Origin of the sequence: Lactobacillus sp. ESL0791, from assembly GCF_029433255.1 — a bacterium.
Taxonomy (GTDB): Bacteria; Bacillota; Bacilli; order Lactobacillales; family Lactobacillaceae; genus Lactobacillus.
The window spans coordinates 501,450-518,920 of sequence record NZ_JAQTHU010000001.1; the positions used below are offsets into that span (position 1 = coordinate 501,450).

The 17,471-nt window shown below is 42.0% G+C and carries 14 protein-coding genes and 1 riboswitch; of the genes, 13 read left to right on the forward strand and 1 reads right to left on the reverse strand.

The window, feature by feature from the left end:
- Positions 1-5: 5 nt before the first annotated feature.
- Positions 6-608 carry an SOS response-associated peptidase family protein gene (locus tag PT285_RS02425; RefSeq protein ID WP_277147618.1) on the reverse strand — a complete coding sequence of 201 codons (603 nt, stop codon included), beginning with the start codon at positions 606-608 and terminating at the stop codon, positions 6-8.
- Positions 609-726: 118 nt separating this feature from the next.
- On the opposite strand from PT285_RS02425, the gene trpS reads away from it, so the two are divergent.
- The 13 genes from trpS (at position 727) to purR (ending at position 17,454) form a co-directional block, all read left to right on the forward strand.
- Positions 727-1,746: a tryptophan--tRNA ligase gene (gene trpS / locus PT285_RS02430; RefSeq protein ID WP_277147619.1), complete on the forward strand. Its 1,020-nt coding sequence runs from the start codon at positions 727-729 to the stop codon at positions 1,744-1,746.
- A gap of 3 nt (positions 1,747-1,749) precedes the next feature.
- Positions 1,750-2,229: a deaminase gene (locus PT285_RS02435; protein ID WP_277147620.1), complete on the forward strand. Its 480-nt coding sequence runs from the start codon at positions 1,750-1,752 to the stop codon at positions 2,227-2,229.
- Positions 2,230-2,266: 37 nt separating this feature from the next.
- Positions 2,267-2,806 (forward strand): TPM domain-containing protein, encoded by a 540-nt coding sequence (locus PT285_RS02440; protein WP_277150579.1) that lies wholly within the window; start codon positions 2,267-2,269, stop codon positions 2,804-2,806.
- Positions 2,807-2,864: 58 nt separating this feature from the next.
- Positions 2,865-3,028: riboswitch (M-box (ykoK) riboswitch) on the forward strand.
- A gap of 88 nt (positions 3,029-3,116) precedes the next feature.
- On the forward strand, positions 3,117-5,807 hold the full coding sequence (gene mgtA / locus PT285_RS02445; protein WP_277147621.1) for a magnesium-translocating P-type ATPase: 2,691 nt from the start codon (positions 3,117-3,119) through the stop codon (positions 5,805-5,807).
- A gap of 281 nt (positions 5,808-6,088) precedes the next feature.
- Positions 6,089-7,165, forward strand: a complete 1,077-nt coding sequence (locus PT285_RS02450) for a matrixin family metalloprotease (RefSeq protein ID WP_277147622.1) — start codon at positions 6,089-6,091, stop codon at positions 7,163-7,165.
- A 160-nt stretch (positions 7,166-7,325) separates the two neighbouring features.
- The gene (locus tag PT285_RS02455; protein ID WP_277147623.1) at positions 7,326-9,566 is read left to right on the forward strand and encodes a phospholipase D family protein; all 2,241 of its coding nucleotides are present in this window, start codon (positions 7,326-7,328) and stop codon (positions 9,564-9,566) included.
- A gap of 439 nt (positions 9,567-10,005) precedes the next feature.
- A complete protein-coding gene (gene metG, locus PT285_RS02460) occupies positions 10,006-11,982 on the forward strand; it encodes a methionine--tRNA ligase (RefSeq protein WP_277147624.1) in 1,977 nt (658 codons plus the stop codon).
- Complete coding sequence (locus tag PT285_RS02465; RefSeq protein ID WP_277147625.1) at positions 11,982-12,749, forward strand: TatD family hydrolase; 768 nt, start codon at positions 11,982-11,984, stop codon at positions 12,747-12,749. Before metG ends, PT285_RS02465 begins: the two co-directional genes overlap by 1 nt.
- On the forward strand, positions 12,736-13,302 hold the full coding sequence (gene rnmV / locus PT285_RS02470; RefSeq protein ID WP_277147626.1) for a ribonuclease M5: 567 nt from the start codon (positions 12,736-12,738) through the stop codon (positions 13,300-13,302). The genes PT285_RS02465 and rnmV overlap by 14 nt, the downstream gene beginning before the upstream one ends.
- Positions 13,295-14,185, forward strand: coding sequence for a 16S rRNA (adenine(1518)-N(6)/adenine(1519)-N(6))-dimethyltransferase RsmA (gene rsmA / locus PT285_RS02475; RefSeq protein WP_277147627.1), 891 nt, complete (start codon positions 13,295-13,297; stop codon positions 14,183-14,185). Before rnmV ends, rsmA begins: the two co-directional genes overlap by 8 nt.
- Positions 14,186-14,339: 154 nt before the next feature.
- A complete protein-coding gene (locus tag PT285_RS02480) occupies positions 14,340-16,097 on the forward strand; it encodes an oligopeptide ABC transporter substrate-binding protein (RefSeq protein WP_374211457.1) in 1,758 nt (585 codons plus the stop codon).
- A 167-nt stretch (positions 16,098-16,264) separates the two neighbouring features.
- Positions 16,265-16,516 (forward strand): Veg family protein, encoded by a 252-nt coding sequence (locus tag PT285_RS02485; protein WP_277147628.1) that lies wholly within the window; start codon positions 16,265-16,267, stop codon positions 16,514-16,516.
- 107 nt (positions 16,517-16,623) lie between these two features.
- A complete protein-coding gene (gene purR / locus PT285_RS02490) occupies positions 16,624-17,454 on the forward strand; it encodes a pur operon repressor (protein WP_277147629.1) in 831 nt (276 codons plus the stop codon).
- The last annotated feature ends 17 nt before the right edge of the window (positions 17,455-17,471 follow it).

Below are 17,471 nucleotides of genomic sequence, written 5' to 3' on the forward strand. Positions count from 1 at the left end.
CCAAGTTAATTTTTGGCAACTTTGGTAACTGTTAGATTAACTTTGCTTCGATCAACTAACGCCGTGAAATTTTGAAACAGCCATTGACGTAGTTCTTCAGGCCTGATAACCAGCGGCATACGGTCATGAATTGGTGTCATTGTTGAATTAGGTTTGGTCGTGACCATGGCAAAATTAGCTTGATCGTAAATTCCAGCAATTAGCGTCACCGGCTGGTCAGGTATTTTAAAACTAAATCGTTCATGGTACTTTTTACCATTTTCTGCTAAGTAGGTTTTCTTGCCATATTCATAAAAATTGCTGGCAATAATGATGCAGCGCTGCTTGGCAAAAGATTTATCCCACATCGAAGGCCTTTCTTCGTAGAAGCGCTCAATCCGAGCATTAAACAGCACTTTTCGCTCGTCAACCGGGCTGGGATAACCCCAATTTTTACTTTGCAGTTGTAATTTTTCATTTTCGTAAAGCAGGATGGGGGCAGCTTGCTTAGGAAAGATGTTTTTAGTTTCTGGAAAGGTGTCTCGAGATACAGTCAGTGGCAAGTTGAGGTCACTTTTGAGATAGTGTCGAATTTCCGCTAGACTGGGTATTTTGAATTGATTGCACATAATAATTCACCTCTGTTCCTATTGTACTATTGTTGCAGGCAGTTTAATAATTACTTAATTTTTGATAGAATTGATTATAATTATAAAAACAAAGCTTTTTAAGAAAAGAGTTAATAATATGGAAAAAAAGATTATTCTTACTGGCGACCGTCCAACGGGCAAATTACACATTGGTCATTATATTGGTTCACTGAAGAACCGGGTTAAACTCCAGAATTCAGGTGAGTATCTGCCCTACATCATGATTGCGGATACACAGGCACTGACGGACAATGCACGCAATCCCGAAAAGATCCGCAATAGCTTGATTCAAGTTGCCCTTGATTATTTGGCTGTGGGCCTTGATCCCGAAAAATCGGTAATTTTTATTCAGTCGCAAATCCCGGCACTGTTTGAATTGACAGCCTATTACATGGATTTAGTAACGGTTGCTCGGCTTGAGCGCAATCCAACCGTTAAAACCGAAATTAAACAAAAGGGTTTTAATGATTCAATTCCGGTGGGCTTTTTAAATTATCCGGTATCGCAGGCTGCGGATATCACTGCTTTTAAGGCGAACCTAGTTCCTGTTGGGGATGACCAAGAGCCGATGATTGAACAGGCGCGGGAAATCGTCCGTACTTTTAACCGAGTTTATGATTGTGACGTGCTGGTTGAACCGGAAGGTTATTTCCCAGAAGAAGGGCAGGGCCGACTGCCGGGACTTGACGGTAACGCTAAGATGTCCAAGTCGTTGGGGAATGCAATTTATTTGTCTGACAATGCCAAAACGGTTCAGGAAAAGGTAATGTCAATGTACACCGATCCGGGTCATATTCACGTTGAAGACCCGGGCAAGGTTGAAGGCAACACTGTTTTTACTTACCTTGACGTGTTTGCTCCTGACCAAGACAAAGTTGCTGAACTTAAAGAACAGTACCAAAAAGGCGGTTTGGGTGACGTTAAGATTAAGCGCTACCTGAATGAAGTTCTAGAAGAAGAACTTGAACCGATTCGTGCACGGCGGGCAAAGTATGCCCAAGATGAAGATGCAATTTATGAAATGCTGCAGGAAGGTTCAAAGAAAGCCAATAAGGCGGCAAATGCTACGCTTGAAGAGGCGCGTGATGCCATTGGCCTGAATTACTTTAAGAGGTAAAAAATGCGTGAACGAATTCCGTGGAAACAATACTTTATGATGCAAGCGCTAGTGATTGCCCAGCGTTCAACCTGTGATCGTGCACTAGTGGGCAATGTTTTGGTCAAAGATAAGCGCATCATTGGCACCGGCTATAATGGTTCGGTAACAGGAGAGCCGCACTGTGATGATGTCGGGCACCAGTTAGTTGACGGCCACTGCGTACGCACAATTCATTCGGAGATGAATTCTTTGATTCAGTGTGCTAGAAATGGCGTTTCGACTGATGACACGGAAATTTATGTTACCCATTTTCCGTGCTACAACTGTTCCAAGGCCCTGGTGCAGGCTGGCGTTAAAAAAATCAATTACTATTTTGACTACCACGATAATCCGCTGGCCATAAAATTATTGCATGATTGTGGGGTGCCCTATGAGCAAATCAAAATTGACCGCAAGTACGTTGAAGATTTGGCACATAAACTTGAAGATGCTGAAAAATAAATTCTTTTTACTGCTGGTGCTTGTTACTGGTTGTTTAATGTTGACGGCATCAACAAATTACAATGTCGAAGATGAAGCTCATCTTTTGGATAAACAGACAATTCAATTAATTGATGAAAAAAACGATCGTTACATGCAAACTAGGGAACAACCGCAAATTGTTGTGCAGACGGTGAAGCGGGTTGATAAGCTGACGCCGAAGCATTTGAATAAAACCAAGCGCATGGTGTTCATCGTTGTGGGTATCAAGGGCAAGAAGCATAACGTGCAGATTTATTCGAGTAAGGACTTACATAGTTCTTTTACTGCTGACACCCGAAACAATATTATTCGTGCGGAAACCAATAATTTGCTCAGCACTAACAAAGCAACCTTTAACAAGGGCTTGCGCTTTGTTTTCCGCGCCTGCGCGACAACAATTGATAAGCAGTATCAATATGCGCTTGATAAATACGACCTGACAAGTCAGGAGCAGGATAAGATAAGCCATCCTAATCGGGTGGCGTTGCCAATTGCTTTTGCCCTTGCAATTTTAGTAAGCGGTTTAGTTTACTTTTTTAAAAAAATTCGTAAATAAGAAGTAAATTATGTTGACTTAAGTGGAGTTTTCGTATTACACTTGCTAACGTAATAAACAAATAAACTGTTAGGTGAGATTCCTACGTGAACACACGCTATCGCCCAGAAACATCCAGAGATGCCAACGGGTCAAGTAGTTGCCGTCGATCTAAGGCGGCATCCAGATAGCTAGCATGTGCTTACGTCACGTAGAGTTAAAGCTGAACGACGAGTATCCAAAAGTACCTTGTTTGGAAAGGGGATTGCCTAATTAATGTGCAATTCCCTTTTAGTTTGTTTGTGTTTTTTAAAGAAAAGGAGTGGGAAGGATGCTGAAAAAAACAAGCATGACCGCAAGCAACAAGGATTTGCAGCTGGTCAAGCAAATTGCTAAAGAAAGCAGAACAGAAACTTTAGCAAGATTGCATGCCAGTGCCAACGGCTTGTCCCAAAAACAGGTTGAAGAAAACAGAGCAAACTATGGTTCAAATGAAATTGCCTCAAACAAACATGATTCCAAATTGCGCTTTCTGGCGGAGGCATTTTTAACACCATTTACCTTGGTTTTGCTGATTTTGGCAACGGCTTCGTTATTTACTAACTATATTTTCGTCCCGGCCAGTCAGAAGGATCTAAGTACCGTGATTATTATGATCACTATGGTGTTCATTTCTGGAATTACCAGTTTTGTGCAAAATATTAAGTCATCTAACGCGGTTAATTCACTTTTAAAAATGGTCTCGGTCACGACGAATATCAGGCGTGATGGCAAGGATGCAGAAACCCCGACCAGCGAAGTAGTTGTTGGCGATATCATCAAGCTGGGTGCCGGCGACATGGTTCCCGCCGACATGCGTTTACTTTCCAGCAAAGACCTGTTCTGCTCGGCCAGTTCACTTAACGGTGAATCTAACCCGGTGGAAAAGATGGCAACGGTTGGTCCAAAACCCGATCAGGAAAATGATTATCTCAATTATCCAGACATTCTTTACGAAGGGACAACCATTGTTTCTGGATCAGGTGTCGGCGTGGTGTTTGCTACCGGTGAAAAAACCATGTTCGGCAAGCTGGCACAGGAAATTTCCCGTAAAGATATTAAGCAGACCACCTTTGATGTCGGCATTAAAAATATCTCCAAGCTGCTGATTACAATGACGGTGATCATTGCGCCGCTGGTTTTTATAATTAACGGCTTAACTAAGGGGGACTGGGTTAATGCCCTGATCTTTGCGATTGCCACGGCCGTTGGTTTGACACCGGAAATGCTGCCGGTAATTGTGACTACTAACCTCGTTAAAGGGTCCGTTGAAATGTCCAAACACGGCACGATTATCAAGAAGATGAATTCAATTCAAAACTTTGGTTCGGCTGATGTTCTGTGTACCGATAAAACTGGGACGCTAACACAGGATAAGGTTGTTTTAGAGCGGCACTATGACTTGAATCTGCAAGAAACTAGGCACGTGCTGGAATTGTCTTACCTTAACTCTTACTATCAAACGGGGATGCGAGATTTGATTGACGGTGCAGTGATTGACGCCGCCAATGATGAGCTGGATACAAATGAGATTCAGCGTGATTACAATAAAATCGATGAGATTCCCTTTGATTTTACGCGTCGGCGCATGAGCGTCGTTGTGGCCAATTCCGATACGGAGCACGGTGAGCACTTGCTGGTCACCAAGGGTGCAGCCGAAGAAATGATGGCCGTTTCGACCAAAGTAGAAGTTGACGGAAAGATTTCTCCGTTGACCGAAGACCGTAAAAAAGATATTTTACAGAAAATTGACCAAATGAACGATGATGGCCTGCGGGTGATCATGGTGGCTTATAAAAAGAATCCGGCACCGGTCGGCGAGTTTTCGGTTAAGGATGAAACCGAATTAACGTTGTTTGGTTTTTTAGCCTTCCTTGATCCGCCAAAGGAGAGTGCCAAAGATGCTTTGGCTAAGCTGAAGAGTGACGGGATTACCGTTAAAATTTTGACGGGTGATAACGAGGCCGTTACCAGAACTGTTGGCTTGCAGGTAGGTTTGAACGTTGATACCGTTTATACAGGTGCCGATCTCGAAGGCAAGACTGATGAAGAACTGGCCAAGATGGTTGAGGAATGCAGTATTTTTGTTAAGCTGAATCCGGAAAACAAGACCAGAATCATTCAGCTGCTGAAGAAAAATGGACACACAGTTGGCTACATGGGTGACGGGATCAACGATGCACCGGCAATGAAGGCAGCTGACGTATCAATTTCTGTCGACACGGCCGTTGATATTGCCAAGGAATCTGCCGACATTATCCTGCTGCACAAGGACCTGAATGTTCTTGAGCAGGGGGTACGGATCGGGCGCAAGGTTTTTGGCAACACGATGAAGTATATCAAGATTACCCTGTCGTCCAATTTTGGTAACATCTTATCGATCTTGGTTGCCTCATCATTCCTGCCATTTCTGCCAATGCTGCCGCTGCAACTGTTGATTTTGGACTTGCTTTACGGCACAAGCTGCCTGTCTTTACCGTTTGATACCATGTCGGATGAGTATTTGAAGCAGCCGCGGACCTGGTCGACAAGAAAATTACCTAAGTTTATGTTTTATTTTGGGCCCACCTCATCTGTGTTTGACGTGATTACCTTTGCCCTGCTTTACTTTGTAATTTGCCCGCAGCTGGTTGGCGGCAGTTTTACCGCAATCAGTGCGGCGCAGCAGGTTGCCTTTGTTGCTTTGTTCCATACCGGCTGGTTTATTGAATCGCTGTGGACACAGGAAATGGTTATTCACGCTCTGCGTGATCGCCGGTTGCCGTTTATCAAGCAGCATGCGACCTATGCCGTTATCTTAGCAACTTTTGGGGCTGGAATTATCGGAACGCTGCTTCCATTTTCAAGCCTCGCTAAGGTTTTGAAGTTTGGGCCAATGCCGCTCAGCTACATGTGGGTAATCCTAGGAATCTTAATTCTCTACATTATGCTGACAACTTTGGTAAAACATTTCTACCTTAAAAATGAAAAATTCTTGATTTAACAAATTAATTCTGTCTGTAGTTATAAAAAAACTATTTGCTAAGGTTTAACTATAATTTTTATGAAGACTTAAAGCTAGTATTCGCTTGTTTACCGGCTTTAAGCCTTTTTTGTTGCGTGAATACAATGTTACAAAGACTATTAACTTAATTTTATAAAAATATGTGATATACTGTCTTTTAATTTAATACAATAATTTTTATAGTTTTATAATTTTTATAGTTTTATAATTTTTGTTATTTTGATAAATTGATCGTTGAATAATTGACGAAAGGTACGGTCATGAAGAAGTTTAAGCTGAAATTGTTAATTATTTTTAGCTCCTTGGTGTTTTTGACAACTGCAATTGGCGGCATTTGGCAGGAAACAACCGCGACAACTGCAGCGGCGGTCAGGGTTCATGCTAAGAGACATTCGCATAAAGTAAAAAGATCGAGGCACCATCATAAAAGAAGTAAAAAGCGTAAGAATAGGCACGTTAAAAAGTCAAATTCACCAAAATCTTTCGGCTTGAATGGCGATACCAATAGTTCGCAGTCTGGAGCAGATATTTTATCACCCCCAGAACCGCTTAACTATGCTTTTGTAAGTGGCACATCTAATGATGCACCAGCACAATCATCGCTTTCATCTGCAGCAGATTTCCTGCCAAATAGCGAAAGCTCTTCACAACCCGCACTAGCAACAAGTTCATCAAGTGGTAACGGCATGGACTCTGCCGGCTTTGCAGTTGCTAATGGAAATTCAAAATATGCGGCTGAAAATGTTGCGTCGGTTTCTACTTTTAATAGTGGGATAAAGAATAAGTATTCATTAGAGCCTGGCCGCTATAAGTCGTTAGACATTAGTTATGATATGAGTGGTGTTTCACTGGCTCACCAAGCTTTATATCAAGAAGTAATTGATAAGGTGAATGATCTTGGGTTGGTGCGTTTGCATGAAAATTCAGGTTCCAAGTATGCCGACATTATTATTGCGGAAAAAAATGGGAAAAATGATCCAAGTGTTCCTAAAAAAGAAGTTGGGATAAGCCGCCAAACTTGGTCGTCTGTCCCCAATAATAAAAATCTGCAGGCACTTTATACAGCCAACGACTATTTGAATCAAAATGATACGGAGGCTGCCGCTGCACCGAAGATTATTATTTATGCCGATAAAATCATCAGCAATTTTGATGCTGACGGACTTTTACAAAGGGTATTTGCACATGAACTGGGGCATGCACTCGGGTTGGCCCATCTTCCAAGCAGCATAGGTTCACGAATTATGTCCCCGTCTGTTTCACCCAGCTATGAGGATCATGGTTTTAAACTTGATGATGATTATATTCGTTCGCTGTCTGTTCTTTATAAAAATTAATTTATTCACTTGATTATGAGGAAAGTAAGATCTGCAAAGCTGTTAATAACAGTTTGCAGGTCTTATTTTTATCGGCAATAATTCAGTGTAAATTAGTGGGTGACAATATGTTACAATCAGGAAGAACAGAGAAATAGCTTATAAAAGGGGTTAATAACAGATGACAGAAATCAAGACAACCAATGTTTTGTATGAAAATCAGCCGGTCACGTGGTCGATTCGCCAAATTTTCGATAAAGAAAAATATGATACTTTAGTTGGCGTGACGTATTCTGTGTCACCGAAATTTGTTAACCAATATTTGGAAAGCTTCAAGCAAGTTACCTTGGTTGTGGGGATTCCGGAAGGCTCAATTCAGGCAGCAACTAACGAGGAGCTGATCAAGGCAACGGTTAAGTATGCCAACAAGCAGACCGTGAAAAAAGAATCGTTGAAATTCTTTGGCAATTTGCGTGCACCGGTAAAACAGGAAATTCTGGATCGTAAATTTGTGATGAAGGTTCCGCAGCCGGGATATTCGATTCATTCGAAGTTTTATTTGCTGGAAAATAGTCAAACTGGGCAAACGCGGGTGATTGTTGGATCAGCTAACTTGTCTAATCAGGCTTTTGATAATAACTTTAATCAATTCGAAGAAGTACTGCTCTATGATAATAGCCCTTTGTATGAGGTGATGGAAAAGCATTATAAGCAGGACTTAGCCCCGATATTAACGGATTATCTGCCGCAGGAACTGTTTAAGATTGTTAAGAAAAAGAAAAAAGATCTGCAGGATCTGCAGCCAGAGGATCAGCTTGTTTCGGCCACAATTTTTGATGACCAAGATGTAACGCAAATTCAGCAGGCTGAGGTTGCCGCTACTGTTGATAATTTGAAAAACGGTGTTTCACTGGGAATCTTGCCGGAAAATACCGGTGAAGTGGTCAATCAGATTCAGGATGAAAAATCGCCGACCAGCAGTGAATACCAAAGAAAACATGAAGACCAGAATGCTGAAAAATTGTCATATGAACTGGCCAGTGATTTTGTCACCAGTCGTAATAACAAGCATCTAATTGCAGCACAGCCGACTGTGAAGAAACGTGTGGTTAAACGTCTGCAGGTCAAGCGGATAGAAAAGGTGGCTGATACGGTAGCTGAACGGCCATCACTAGTTTTTGACGAATCCACAATTGATCTGTTAGCCAAGAAATCGGGTTTATTTGTTCAGGATACGGTTAATAAAAAGAAGTTAATTCCGTTTGGCAAGTATGCGACAACAGAACAAATTAGACGCTCTTTGGCCACAATTAACCACTTGTTGAAAAACTATGAGCAGTTTACGATTAAATATGATAGTGACTATGGTGCCCGTGTTTATGAGGCGATTTTATATGCCTTCACTGCTCCGTTTATTTCGGTTATTCGTCACCACGCTGGCTCCGAGGAAGAGCAGAAGGATGTTCCGCAGTTTTTGTTTATCGGTGGAACGGCGAATTCAGGCAAGTCGAGTTTGCTGCGGATTATTTCGCGGATGACCGCAATTCACCAAAATGTGACAGACTTTATGGATTATTCGACCATTCTGCCTGAGGGAACGCATAACAAAAAATCGCAGACTGTGCAGCAGCTATCAAACTGGCTGCAGGAATCAAATGTTTATCCTTTATTAGTCGATGAAATTCCGGGCGAATTTTTCAGTAAATCCAGTTATGGAGAAAATCTGGTCGTTAATACCACGAATACAGTTGATAGTCAGCAGGAAAATTATCCCGCCTTTATTGGAACGACCAACAGTGACGGTTATACGCTGCCGGAAAGGGCCCGCCGGCGCAGCTATTACCTGAAAAATGATAAGGTTTTTGATGATAAATATAAACAAGAATCGGTGATTGCTTATAATCAGATTTTGGCAGAGATTGACAACACCTTGTTTAAGGATTTTGTTTTGCGCTTTGCCGACAGGATTGAGGATGAAAACCAACAGTGGGAATACTATGAAAATGGTGGAAAGATTGATTTCCTGCATATCACGCGGGACATTTTTGCCAGCTATTATGAGATGGTTGATGAGGCACTCCCGATTTTCTTCCCTGAGCACCGTTATGATGATTCACAGGAATCAAGCCAGGAAAAGTGGCGTAAGCTCTATCTTGGTTCAAGCAATGAGTATTTCAAGTACAACAAGGAAACGGATACGCTGATTTTTAAGATTTCTACCTTGGATGAAAATACAAGCCGCTTTGGTGATAATCGGCCGTCCAAGGTTTACCGGGATGCCTTGTCGCCTAAAGTAGTGAACGGCAATCCGGAGGGAGTTGATGTTGAGCTGGATGCACCGGCATTCTTTGAATGGATCAACGTTAAGAATCCGTATATCAGCAGGAATCCGTTTAAAAAATTCTTTGGCAACAGTAAATAATTAATTTGTTTTTTGCATTCAAAAAGGACACAAGTACTGATGCAATAGTTTTTGATACTGTTTTTCAAAAACTATTACGACTTATTTGCATCCTTTTTAGTTTGTTTTTAAAATGTATTTTGAAGAACGACCACGTCCAATAAGTTCAATCCTGCCGGATTTATTAAGTTTACTTAATGCCCGTTTAATTTATGATTCATTGTCCCGGTTATCACTAATTTATTTAAGGTTTGGTAATCAAAGCTTTTCAAGCTCATTCACCTGCTTTTTGTATCATTTTACCATGAATGATACCGCTAAAAAATAATTGCTACCGAAAATTTTGCTAAAAGCGCTGTGATTATCTTGCTCAGGAGCTAAAAATCTTACTGCTGCAATTTTTCTTTCTTTCTGATGTAGTATAATGAAATGAAAACTAAAAATCCTAAGGAGAAACAATATGGCTGATAAAAAAACTTTTTACATTACAACCCCGATCTATTATCCGTCCGGTCGTTTAACGATCGGTAATGCGTACACAACAATTGCTGCCGATACCATGGCGCGTTACAAACGCAGTCAGGGCTATGACACGTTCTTTTTAACGGGAACTGATGAACACGGCTTAAAAATTGAGCAAAAGGCTGAGAAGCAAGGCATTAAACCGCAAGAATTTGTTGATAAGATGGTTGTCACTTACAAGAAGCTGTGGAAAAGCCTGGATATTTCCTATGATAAGTTTATTCGAACTACCGATAAGGAACACGTCAAGGGTGTTCAGCAAATTTTTGAGCAACTATTAAAGCAGGGCGATATTTATCTAGGTGAATACACCGGCTGGTATTCAGTTGAAGATGAGGAATACTTCACTGAATCACAGTTGGCTGAAGTTTATAAAGATGATGCCGGTAATGTTATTGGCGGTAAAGCTCCGTCCGGACATGAAGTTCAGCTGGTTAAGGAACCGTCTTACTTCTTTAAGATGAGCAAGTATGCCGACCGCCTGCAGCAGTATTACAAGGCTCATCCGGACTTTATCCTGCCGCATTCACGTGAAAAAGAAATGGTCAACAACTTTTTGAAACCGGGTCTTGAAGATTTGTCGGTAACTCGGACGACCGTTTCTTGGGGAATTCCGGTGCCAAGTGATCCAAAGCACGTCGTTTATGTTTGGATTGATGCCTTGTCCAACTATATTACGGCTCTTGGTTACGGTTCAGATGATGACTCATTATTTAAAAAATATTGGCCGGCCGATGTCCACTTGGTGGGTAAAGAAATTGTCCGTTTCCACACGATTTATTGGCCAATTATGTTGATGGCGCTGGGCTTGCCGCTACCAAAGCATGTTATTGGCCATGGATGGGTTTTGATGAAGGACGGCAAGATGTCCAAGTCCAAGGGTAATGCCGTTTATCCCGAATCAATTATTAACCGTTACGGTGTTGATGCTTTGCGCTACTATTTAATGAAAGCATTGCCGTTTGGTTCGGACGGGATTTTTACCCCAGAAGATTTTGTTGAACGGGTGAACTATGATTTGGCCAATGATTTGGGCAACTTGCTGAATAGAACAGTTTCCATGATTAACCAGTACCAAGACGGTCACGTTGCTCCGGTTGCCGGAGAGCAGGATGAATTGGGCCAAGACCTGCAGAAAGCTGCTGCTGAAACGATCAAGGATTATCGGGAACAGATGGATAAACTGTATTTTTCGAATGCAATTGACAGCATCTGGAAGTTCATCAGCCGCGCTAACAAGTATATTGATGAAACGACCCCGTGGACTTTAAATAAGGAAGGCAAAACCGCTGATTTATCACGGGTACTATCAAATTTGGCTGAAAGCCTGCGGCTGGTTGCATTGTTGATTGCACCAATCATGACCAGGACACCAGTGGAAATGTATAAACAGCTTGGTCTTGATTGGAACAATGAGGCACAAAAGAAGCTGGCATTTGGTGATTGTGCTTGGGACGTAAAGGTAACTACAAACCCAACCCCGATCTATCCACGCCTAGAGCCAGAAGAAGAGATCAAGTACATTAAAGAAGAGATGGCCAAGGCTAAGCCAAAGAAAGAAAGCAGAAGCCAAAAAGAGCAAAACGATGAAATTACAATTGACGATTTTGCTAAGGTTAAGATTCAAGTTGGGAAAATTTTGTCGGTTGAGCCGGTTCAGGGTTCCAGCAAACTGCTGAAGTTTCAGCTTGATTTTGGTAACGGTGACGAACGGCAGATTCTGAGCGGAATTCGGAAGTATTATCCGAATGCCAGTGAACTGCTTGACCGTAAAGTTTTGGCTGTAACGAACCTGAAGCCGCGTAAGATGGTTGGCCAGATGAGCCAAGGCATGCTCTTATCCAGTGAGAAGAATGGCAAGGTTAAGTTGGCTTTGGTCGGTGATGAACACGAAGTCGGAGCCGAATTAAGTTAATGGAATTAATTGATAACCACACACACTTGCAGGATGAGCTTTTTCGCGGCAAGGAAGAGTTTTACTTGGATCGGGCGCAAAAGCTGGGCGTAACGCGAGTTATCTGCGCCGGTCAGGATCCAGAGTTTAATCGGCGGGCAATTGAACTGAGTCAACGGTTTGCTAATGTTTCCGCCATGGTGGGGTATTGTCCTGATGTGGCCAAAGATTACGATCAGAAGGCTGAAGACCAGTTAATTGACCAACTTGAGACACCGGGTGTTGTTGCCATTGGTGAAGTTGGTCTTGACTATTATTGGGATGAATCACCGCGGCAGGTGCAGCGGGAGATTTTTGCCAGGCAAATTGAGCTTGCCCATGAATTAAAAATGCCCGTTGATATTCATACGCGTGATGCTTTTGCTGACTGCTATCAGATCTTGAAAAATAGCAATTTGGAATACGGGGCGATTCTGCATAGTTTTAATGGTGACGTGCAGTGGCTGAATAAGTTTTTAGACTTAAATGTTTATTTCTCTTACTCAGGTGTGGCCTCGTTTACCAAGGCAACAGAAGTACATGAAGCGGTGCGGCAGACGCCGCTTGAGCGGCTGCTGGTTGAAACCGATGCGCCATATTTGACGCCCAAGCCTTATCGCGGCAGGCAAAATGAGCCGGGGTATGTTTATTATGTTGCCCAAGCAATCAGCAAATTGAAGGGGATACCTTTAGAAGAAGTTGCCAAGGCAACGTACGACAATACAGTGAGCGTTTATGGGCTTAGCTAAGAAAAAATTTAACGCCGTCGTTGTCGTTGAGGGAAAGGATGACACGATTCGGCTGAAGCAATTTTTCCCAGGAATTGAAACGATTGAAACCAATGGCTCCGATGTGCCCAAAACGGTTTTGACGGAATTACGGCAACTGGCGCAAACACGCGCGATTATTATTTTTACGGATCCCGATTTAAACGGTGAACGAATTCGCCGCATTGTCTCAAAGGCCGTGCCATCGGCTAAACAGGCTTTTATCACGCGTAAGGAAGGTGAGCCGCAAAAGCGGGGCAATTCCTTGGGTGTTGAACACGCATCTAAAGCTGCTTTAAGCCGGGCCTTGAGTGATTTACATGAAGTTACAGACACGCCAACCGATTTGACTAAGGAAAATTATCTTAGTTTAGGGCTGGGTGCAGGTCATAATGCGCGTAAACTGCGGGAACAGGTTGGCATAATCTTAAATATTGGATACGGCAACTCCAAACAATTTTTCCAGCGTTTGAAAACTTTCGGTATTACATTTAGCAAGTTACAGGCTGTCGTGAAGGAGGCAAAAAATGAATAGCACGATTCCTATTGGCTCTCCGGTTAGAACGCAGGCCATTATTAACCAGTATTTTGTGCGAGCAAAAAAGGCTCTGGGCCAAAACTTTTTAGTTGATTTGGATGCCATCTTAGGCATTGTTCGGGCGGCTGATATCCATGAAGGCGATCAAGTGATTGAGGTTGGCCCGGGGATCGGCTCTTTGACGGAACAACTGCTGCTTGCCGGAGCGAAAGTGTTTGCCTATGAAGTAGACGACAGTTTGGCAGATATTCTGGAACAGGAGCTGCCGAGTAAGGTTAATGGGCAGCCGATTAAGCAGCGGTTTGAGCTGATGATGAAAGATATTTTAAAGGCTGACTTTAAAAGTGACCTAGATGGTTTTTTCGATTTGACGAAACCGATCAAGGTTGTGGCTAATTTACCGTATTACATTACCACCCCAATTATTTTCTTTTTGAATGAGTCCAGTCTGAAATTTACCAGCTTGACTTTAATGATGCAAAAAGAAGTGGCAGAGCGGCTGGGGGCAGCTCCGGGAAGCAAAGCCTACGGTCCCTTGTCGATTGCTGTTCAAATTGAGATGAATGTTAAGGTGGCGTTGACGGTTGAGAGCTCATCCTTTATTCCGCGTCCGCATGTTGATTCTGATGTGGTGGTTTTGACACCGCTAGTGAATAAGCCGGATGTTGGGGATACCAAGCATTTTGACTGGGTGGTTAAGATGTGTTTTGCCCAGAGGCGGAAAACGCTGAATAATAACTTAAAAAGTTTGGTTCCCGATGCTGCTAAAAGGGCGGCACTGATTACCAGTTTGGGTGTGGATCCGCGAATTCGGCCGGAGCGACTGACAATCGCTCAGTTTATCCAAATAGCCCAAAGTGTGCCGGTAAAGCATGATTAGAAAGATTAAGTGCATAGATGTCAGATGATATTTATGCACTTTTTATTTTTATAATAATTTTAATAAATAATTATTTACTTTTATATTTTTTTCATATATAATTCAATTATAATTTATCGTTTCATAAAGCTAAAAGATAACAGGAGTGGTAATTTTGAAGAAAATAAAAATTATTGGGTCAACAATGACAGTTGGCATGGCAGCAATGGCCTTGGCGGCCTGTGGAAATAATAAAAAGGCAGCCGATGATAATGCGGCCAAAACTGCAAGTAAATTTCCAATTGCAATGCCTAAAAAGGAAATCAAACAGGGCGGTACTCTTAAATTTGCTTACGAAACAGACACACCGTTTGCCGGAATTTTTTCGGGTGAATTATCAATGAGTCAGATTGATAGTGACGTTAGTGTGTTTGGATCGGAAAGTCTGTTTGGGACAACCGACAGCTATAAAATTAACGACAGCGGTCCGGCAACATTGCGTCTGAATGTTAAGCAAAAGACGGCAACGATTGAGGTCAAGCAAGGGGTAAAATGGTCCGATGGTAAGCAGGTAGTTGCCAAGGATTTGGAGTTTCCTTACGAAATTATTGCTAATAAAGCAACTGCTAGTGAGCGTTATACCAATAGTTTGGCCGACATTGTTGGACTATCTGAATATCATTCTGGCAAGGCGAAGACGATTTCTGGGATTGAGATGCCGGACGGGGAAAATGGTCGCAAGATCGTGATTCATTTTAAAGAAATGAAACCCGGCATGACCCAATCCGGCAATGGTTATTACTGGGAATTGGCTGAGCCATACCACTATTTGAAAAATGTTCCGTTTGCTAAGCTGAAGTCTTCAGACCAGATTCGTAAAGCCCCGATTTTCTTTGGCCCGTTTAAGATTGGTAAGATTGTCCGGGGGCAATCGATCACCTGGGTACCGAATAAATACTATTGGCGTGGCAAACCAAAACTTGATAAGATTGTTCTTTCGGTTATTTCGCCAAATACTGCTTCGCAGTCAATTAAGAGTCATAAATTCGATGTTGCAGATGTTGTTCCTGTTCAGTGGGATCAGGTCAAAGGCACGAAAAATGTGACTTTTGTTGGTAAAATTCCGTTAACTTATCACTATTTAGGCATAAGAGTTGGTAAGTGGGATGCCAAGCAAGGCCGTAATGTGATGGACCCGAATAGTAAGATGGGCAATAAGGCATTGCGACAGGCGATCGGTTATGCGATGAACGTCGATGAGGTTGATAAGCATTATACCAAGGGCTTAAGTTTCCGAGTGCCAACTTTGATTCCGGCTCAGTTTGGTTCATATTTTGATAAGAGTCTTACCGGGTACACCTACAATTTAAAGAAGGCCAACGAAATTTTGGATAAGGCTGGCTATAAGAAGAAGGGTAAGTGGCGCGTCCAGCCAAATGGCAAGCCGCTAACTATTACGATCGCTGCCATGAGCGGTGACGCCACAAGAGAGCCGATTATTCAAAATTATCTGCAGCAATGGCATAAAATTGGTTTAAATGTTAAACTGTTAGGTGGTCGTTTGACAGAATTTAATTCGTTTTACCAAAAGATTCAGTCAGATGATCCGAAAATTGATATGTTTATCGCTGGTTGGGCATTGTCGAGCGAACCATCGCCGAATGATCTGTACGGTGAAAAGGCCCCATCAAACTATTCACGGTTTGTTAATGCGAAAAATAATCGTCTTTTAGAGGAGATTGATTCGTCTAAGGCCTTTAACCATAAATATCGGGTTGAAAAATTCCATGAATGGCAGAAAAATATGCTTGATGAGGCTTATGTAATTCCTGTTGATAATTCATATCAGGTAACTGCAGTTAACGATCAAATCAGTGGCTACTCTAAGCGGCCATCGTGGACCGGCTGGTATAATGTTGGTTTTATTAAGTAGAAATTAGTTTTAAAGTAGAAATTGAAATAGTTTTTGAATTTTATCCACATAGCAAAACAGCACGCGGCTCTCAATGAGTTGTGTGCTGTTTTGATTTTACTTTGTGAAACATATTGAAAAAAGGGCATTTGTATGATAAAATTGTAATCTAAAGGAGTTGTTATGTAGTGCCAACATCAATTATTACCATTAAGCATAAATTAGATTTACATTTGGGTGATCCTTTAACAGTAGTTGCGCGTGCAGGCCGCAAGAAGATCACGAGACGCCGGGGAATTCTGAAAGGTACCTTTCCTGCGGTATTTGTTGTTGATTTGGATCAAGAACAAAACAACTTTAAACATGTTTCATATAGCTACACAGATTTGCTGACTAAAAATATCAGTTTAAAGTTTGATGATGATGAAGCTGAAGCCTAAGAAATAACTTTAGCTTTTGGCGCTGACATTTAAAAATGTTAGTGTCTTTTTTTGCGCTTTAGTGTATATTATTAACAGGTAAAAGCAAACATTAGAAAGGGAAAACTATGAAACGTTCAGAAAGATTAGTCGATATGACCAAGTATTTAATGGGGCAGCCCCATGTCCTGATCCCGTTGCCGTTTTTTGCCAAACGTTACGGTGCGGCAAAATCATCTATTTCGGAGGATCTGACGATTTTAAAGCATACGCTTGCCAGCCGCCAGGATGGCATCTTGGAAACAGTTGCTGGTGCAGCCGGTGGTGTACGCTACATTCCGTTTTGGGGTAAAAAACACGCTGAGGAATTTTTGACGGATCTGTCATCTCGGCTTGAGGATTCTAATCGCATCTTGGCGGGCGGCTTTATTTATTTGTCGGATATTTTGGGCAATCCCAACGATTTGCGCAAGTTAGGAAAATTAATTGCCACCCGCTACGCTTACTCAAATATTAATGTGGTAATGACGATTGAAACAAAAGGGATTTCGCTAGCCCAAGCAGTTGCGTATTATTTAAATGTACCGTTCGTTATTGCCCGCAAACGTTCGAAAGTTACCGAAGGGGCGACGGTGTCTGTTAATTATATTTCGTCATCTATTGACCGCGTTTCCAAGATGGAGCTGCCGACACGGGCATTAAAGAAAGATTCAAATGTCTTACTTGTTGATGATTATATGATGGCCGGCGGTACCCTAACCGGGATGCAAAAATTAGCTAAAGAATTTGACAGCAATATTGCTGGAATTTGCGTTTTATGTGAAGCAGACTTTGATCACGTTAAATTACTTGACAATTATTTGTCGCTTATTAAGATTAGTAAAATTGATACTGCAAAGAAGATTATTTTGGCTCGTCCGGGCAGTTTTATCGCACATACCGATTTTGACCGTTTTTAATGGACTTCTTCGATAAT

Bases quoted from the DNA above. Each gene is read 5' to 3' on its own strand.
- PT285_RS02425 (WP_277147618.1), bottom strand. From the start codon at position 608: ATGTGCAATCAATTCAAAATACCCAGTCTAGCGGAAATTCGACACTAT.
- trpS (WP_277147619.1), top strand. From the start codon at position 727: ATGGAAAAAAAGATTATTCTTACTGGCGACCGTCCAACGGGCAAATTA.
- PT285_RS02435 (WP_277147620.1), top strand. From the start codon at position 1,750: ATGCGTGAACGAATTCCGTGGAAACAATACTTTATGATGCAAGCGCTA.
- PT285_RS02440 (WP_277150579.1), top strand. From the start codon at position 2,267: ATGTTGACGGCATCAACAAATTACAATGTCGAAGATGAAGCTCATCTT.
- mgtA (WP_277147621.1), top strand. From the start codon at position 3,117: ATGCTGAAAAAAACAAGCATGACCGCAAGCAACAAGGATTTGCAGCTG.
- PT285_RS02450 (WP_277147622.1), top strand. From the start codon at position 6,089: ATGAAGAAGTTTAAGCTGAAATTGTTAATTATTTTTAGCTCCTTGGTG.
- PT285_RS02455 (WP_277147623.1), top strand. From the start codon at position 7,326: ATGACAGAAATCAAGACAACCAATGTTTTGTATGAAAATCAGCCGGTC.
- metG (WP_277147624.1), top strand. From the start codon at position 10,006: ATGGCTGATAAAAAAACTTTTTACATTACAACCCCGATCTATTATCCG.
- PT285_RS02465 (WP_277147625.1), top strand. From the start codon at position 11,982: ATGGAATTAATTGATAACCACACACACTTGCAGGATGAGCTTTTTCGC.
- rnmV (WP_277147626.1), top strand. From the start codon at position 12,736: ATGGGCTTAGCTAAGAAAAAATTTAACGCCGTCGTTGTCGTTGAGGGA.
- rsmA (WP_277147627.1), top strand. From the start codon at position 13,295: ATGAATAGCACGATTCCTATTGGCTCTCCGGTTAGAACGCAGGCCATT.
- purR (WP_277147629.1), top strand. From the start codon at position 16,624: ATGAAACGTTCAGAAAGATTAGTCGATATGACCAAGTATTTAATGGGG.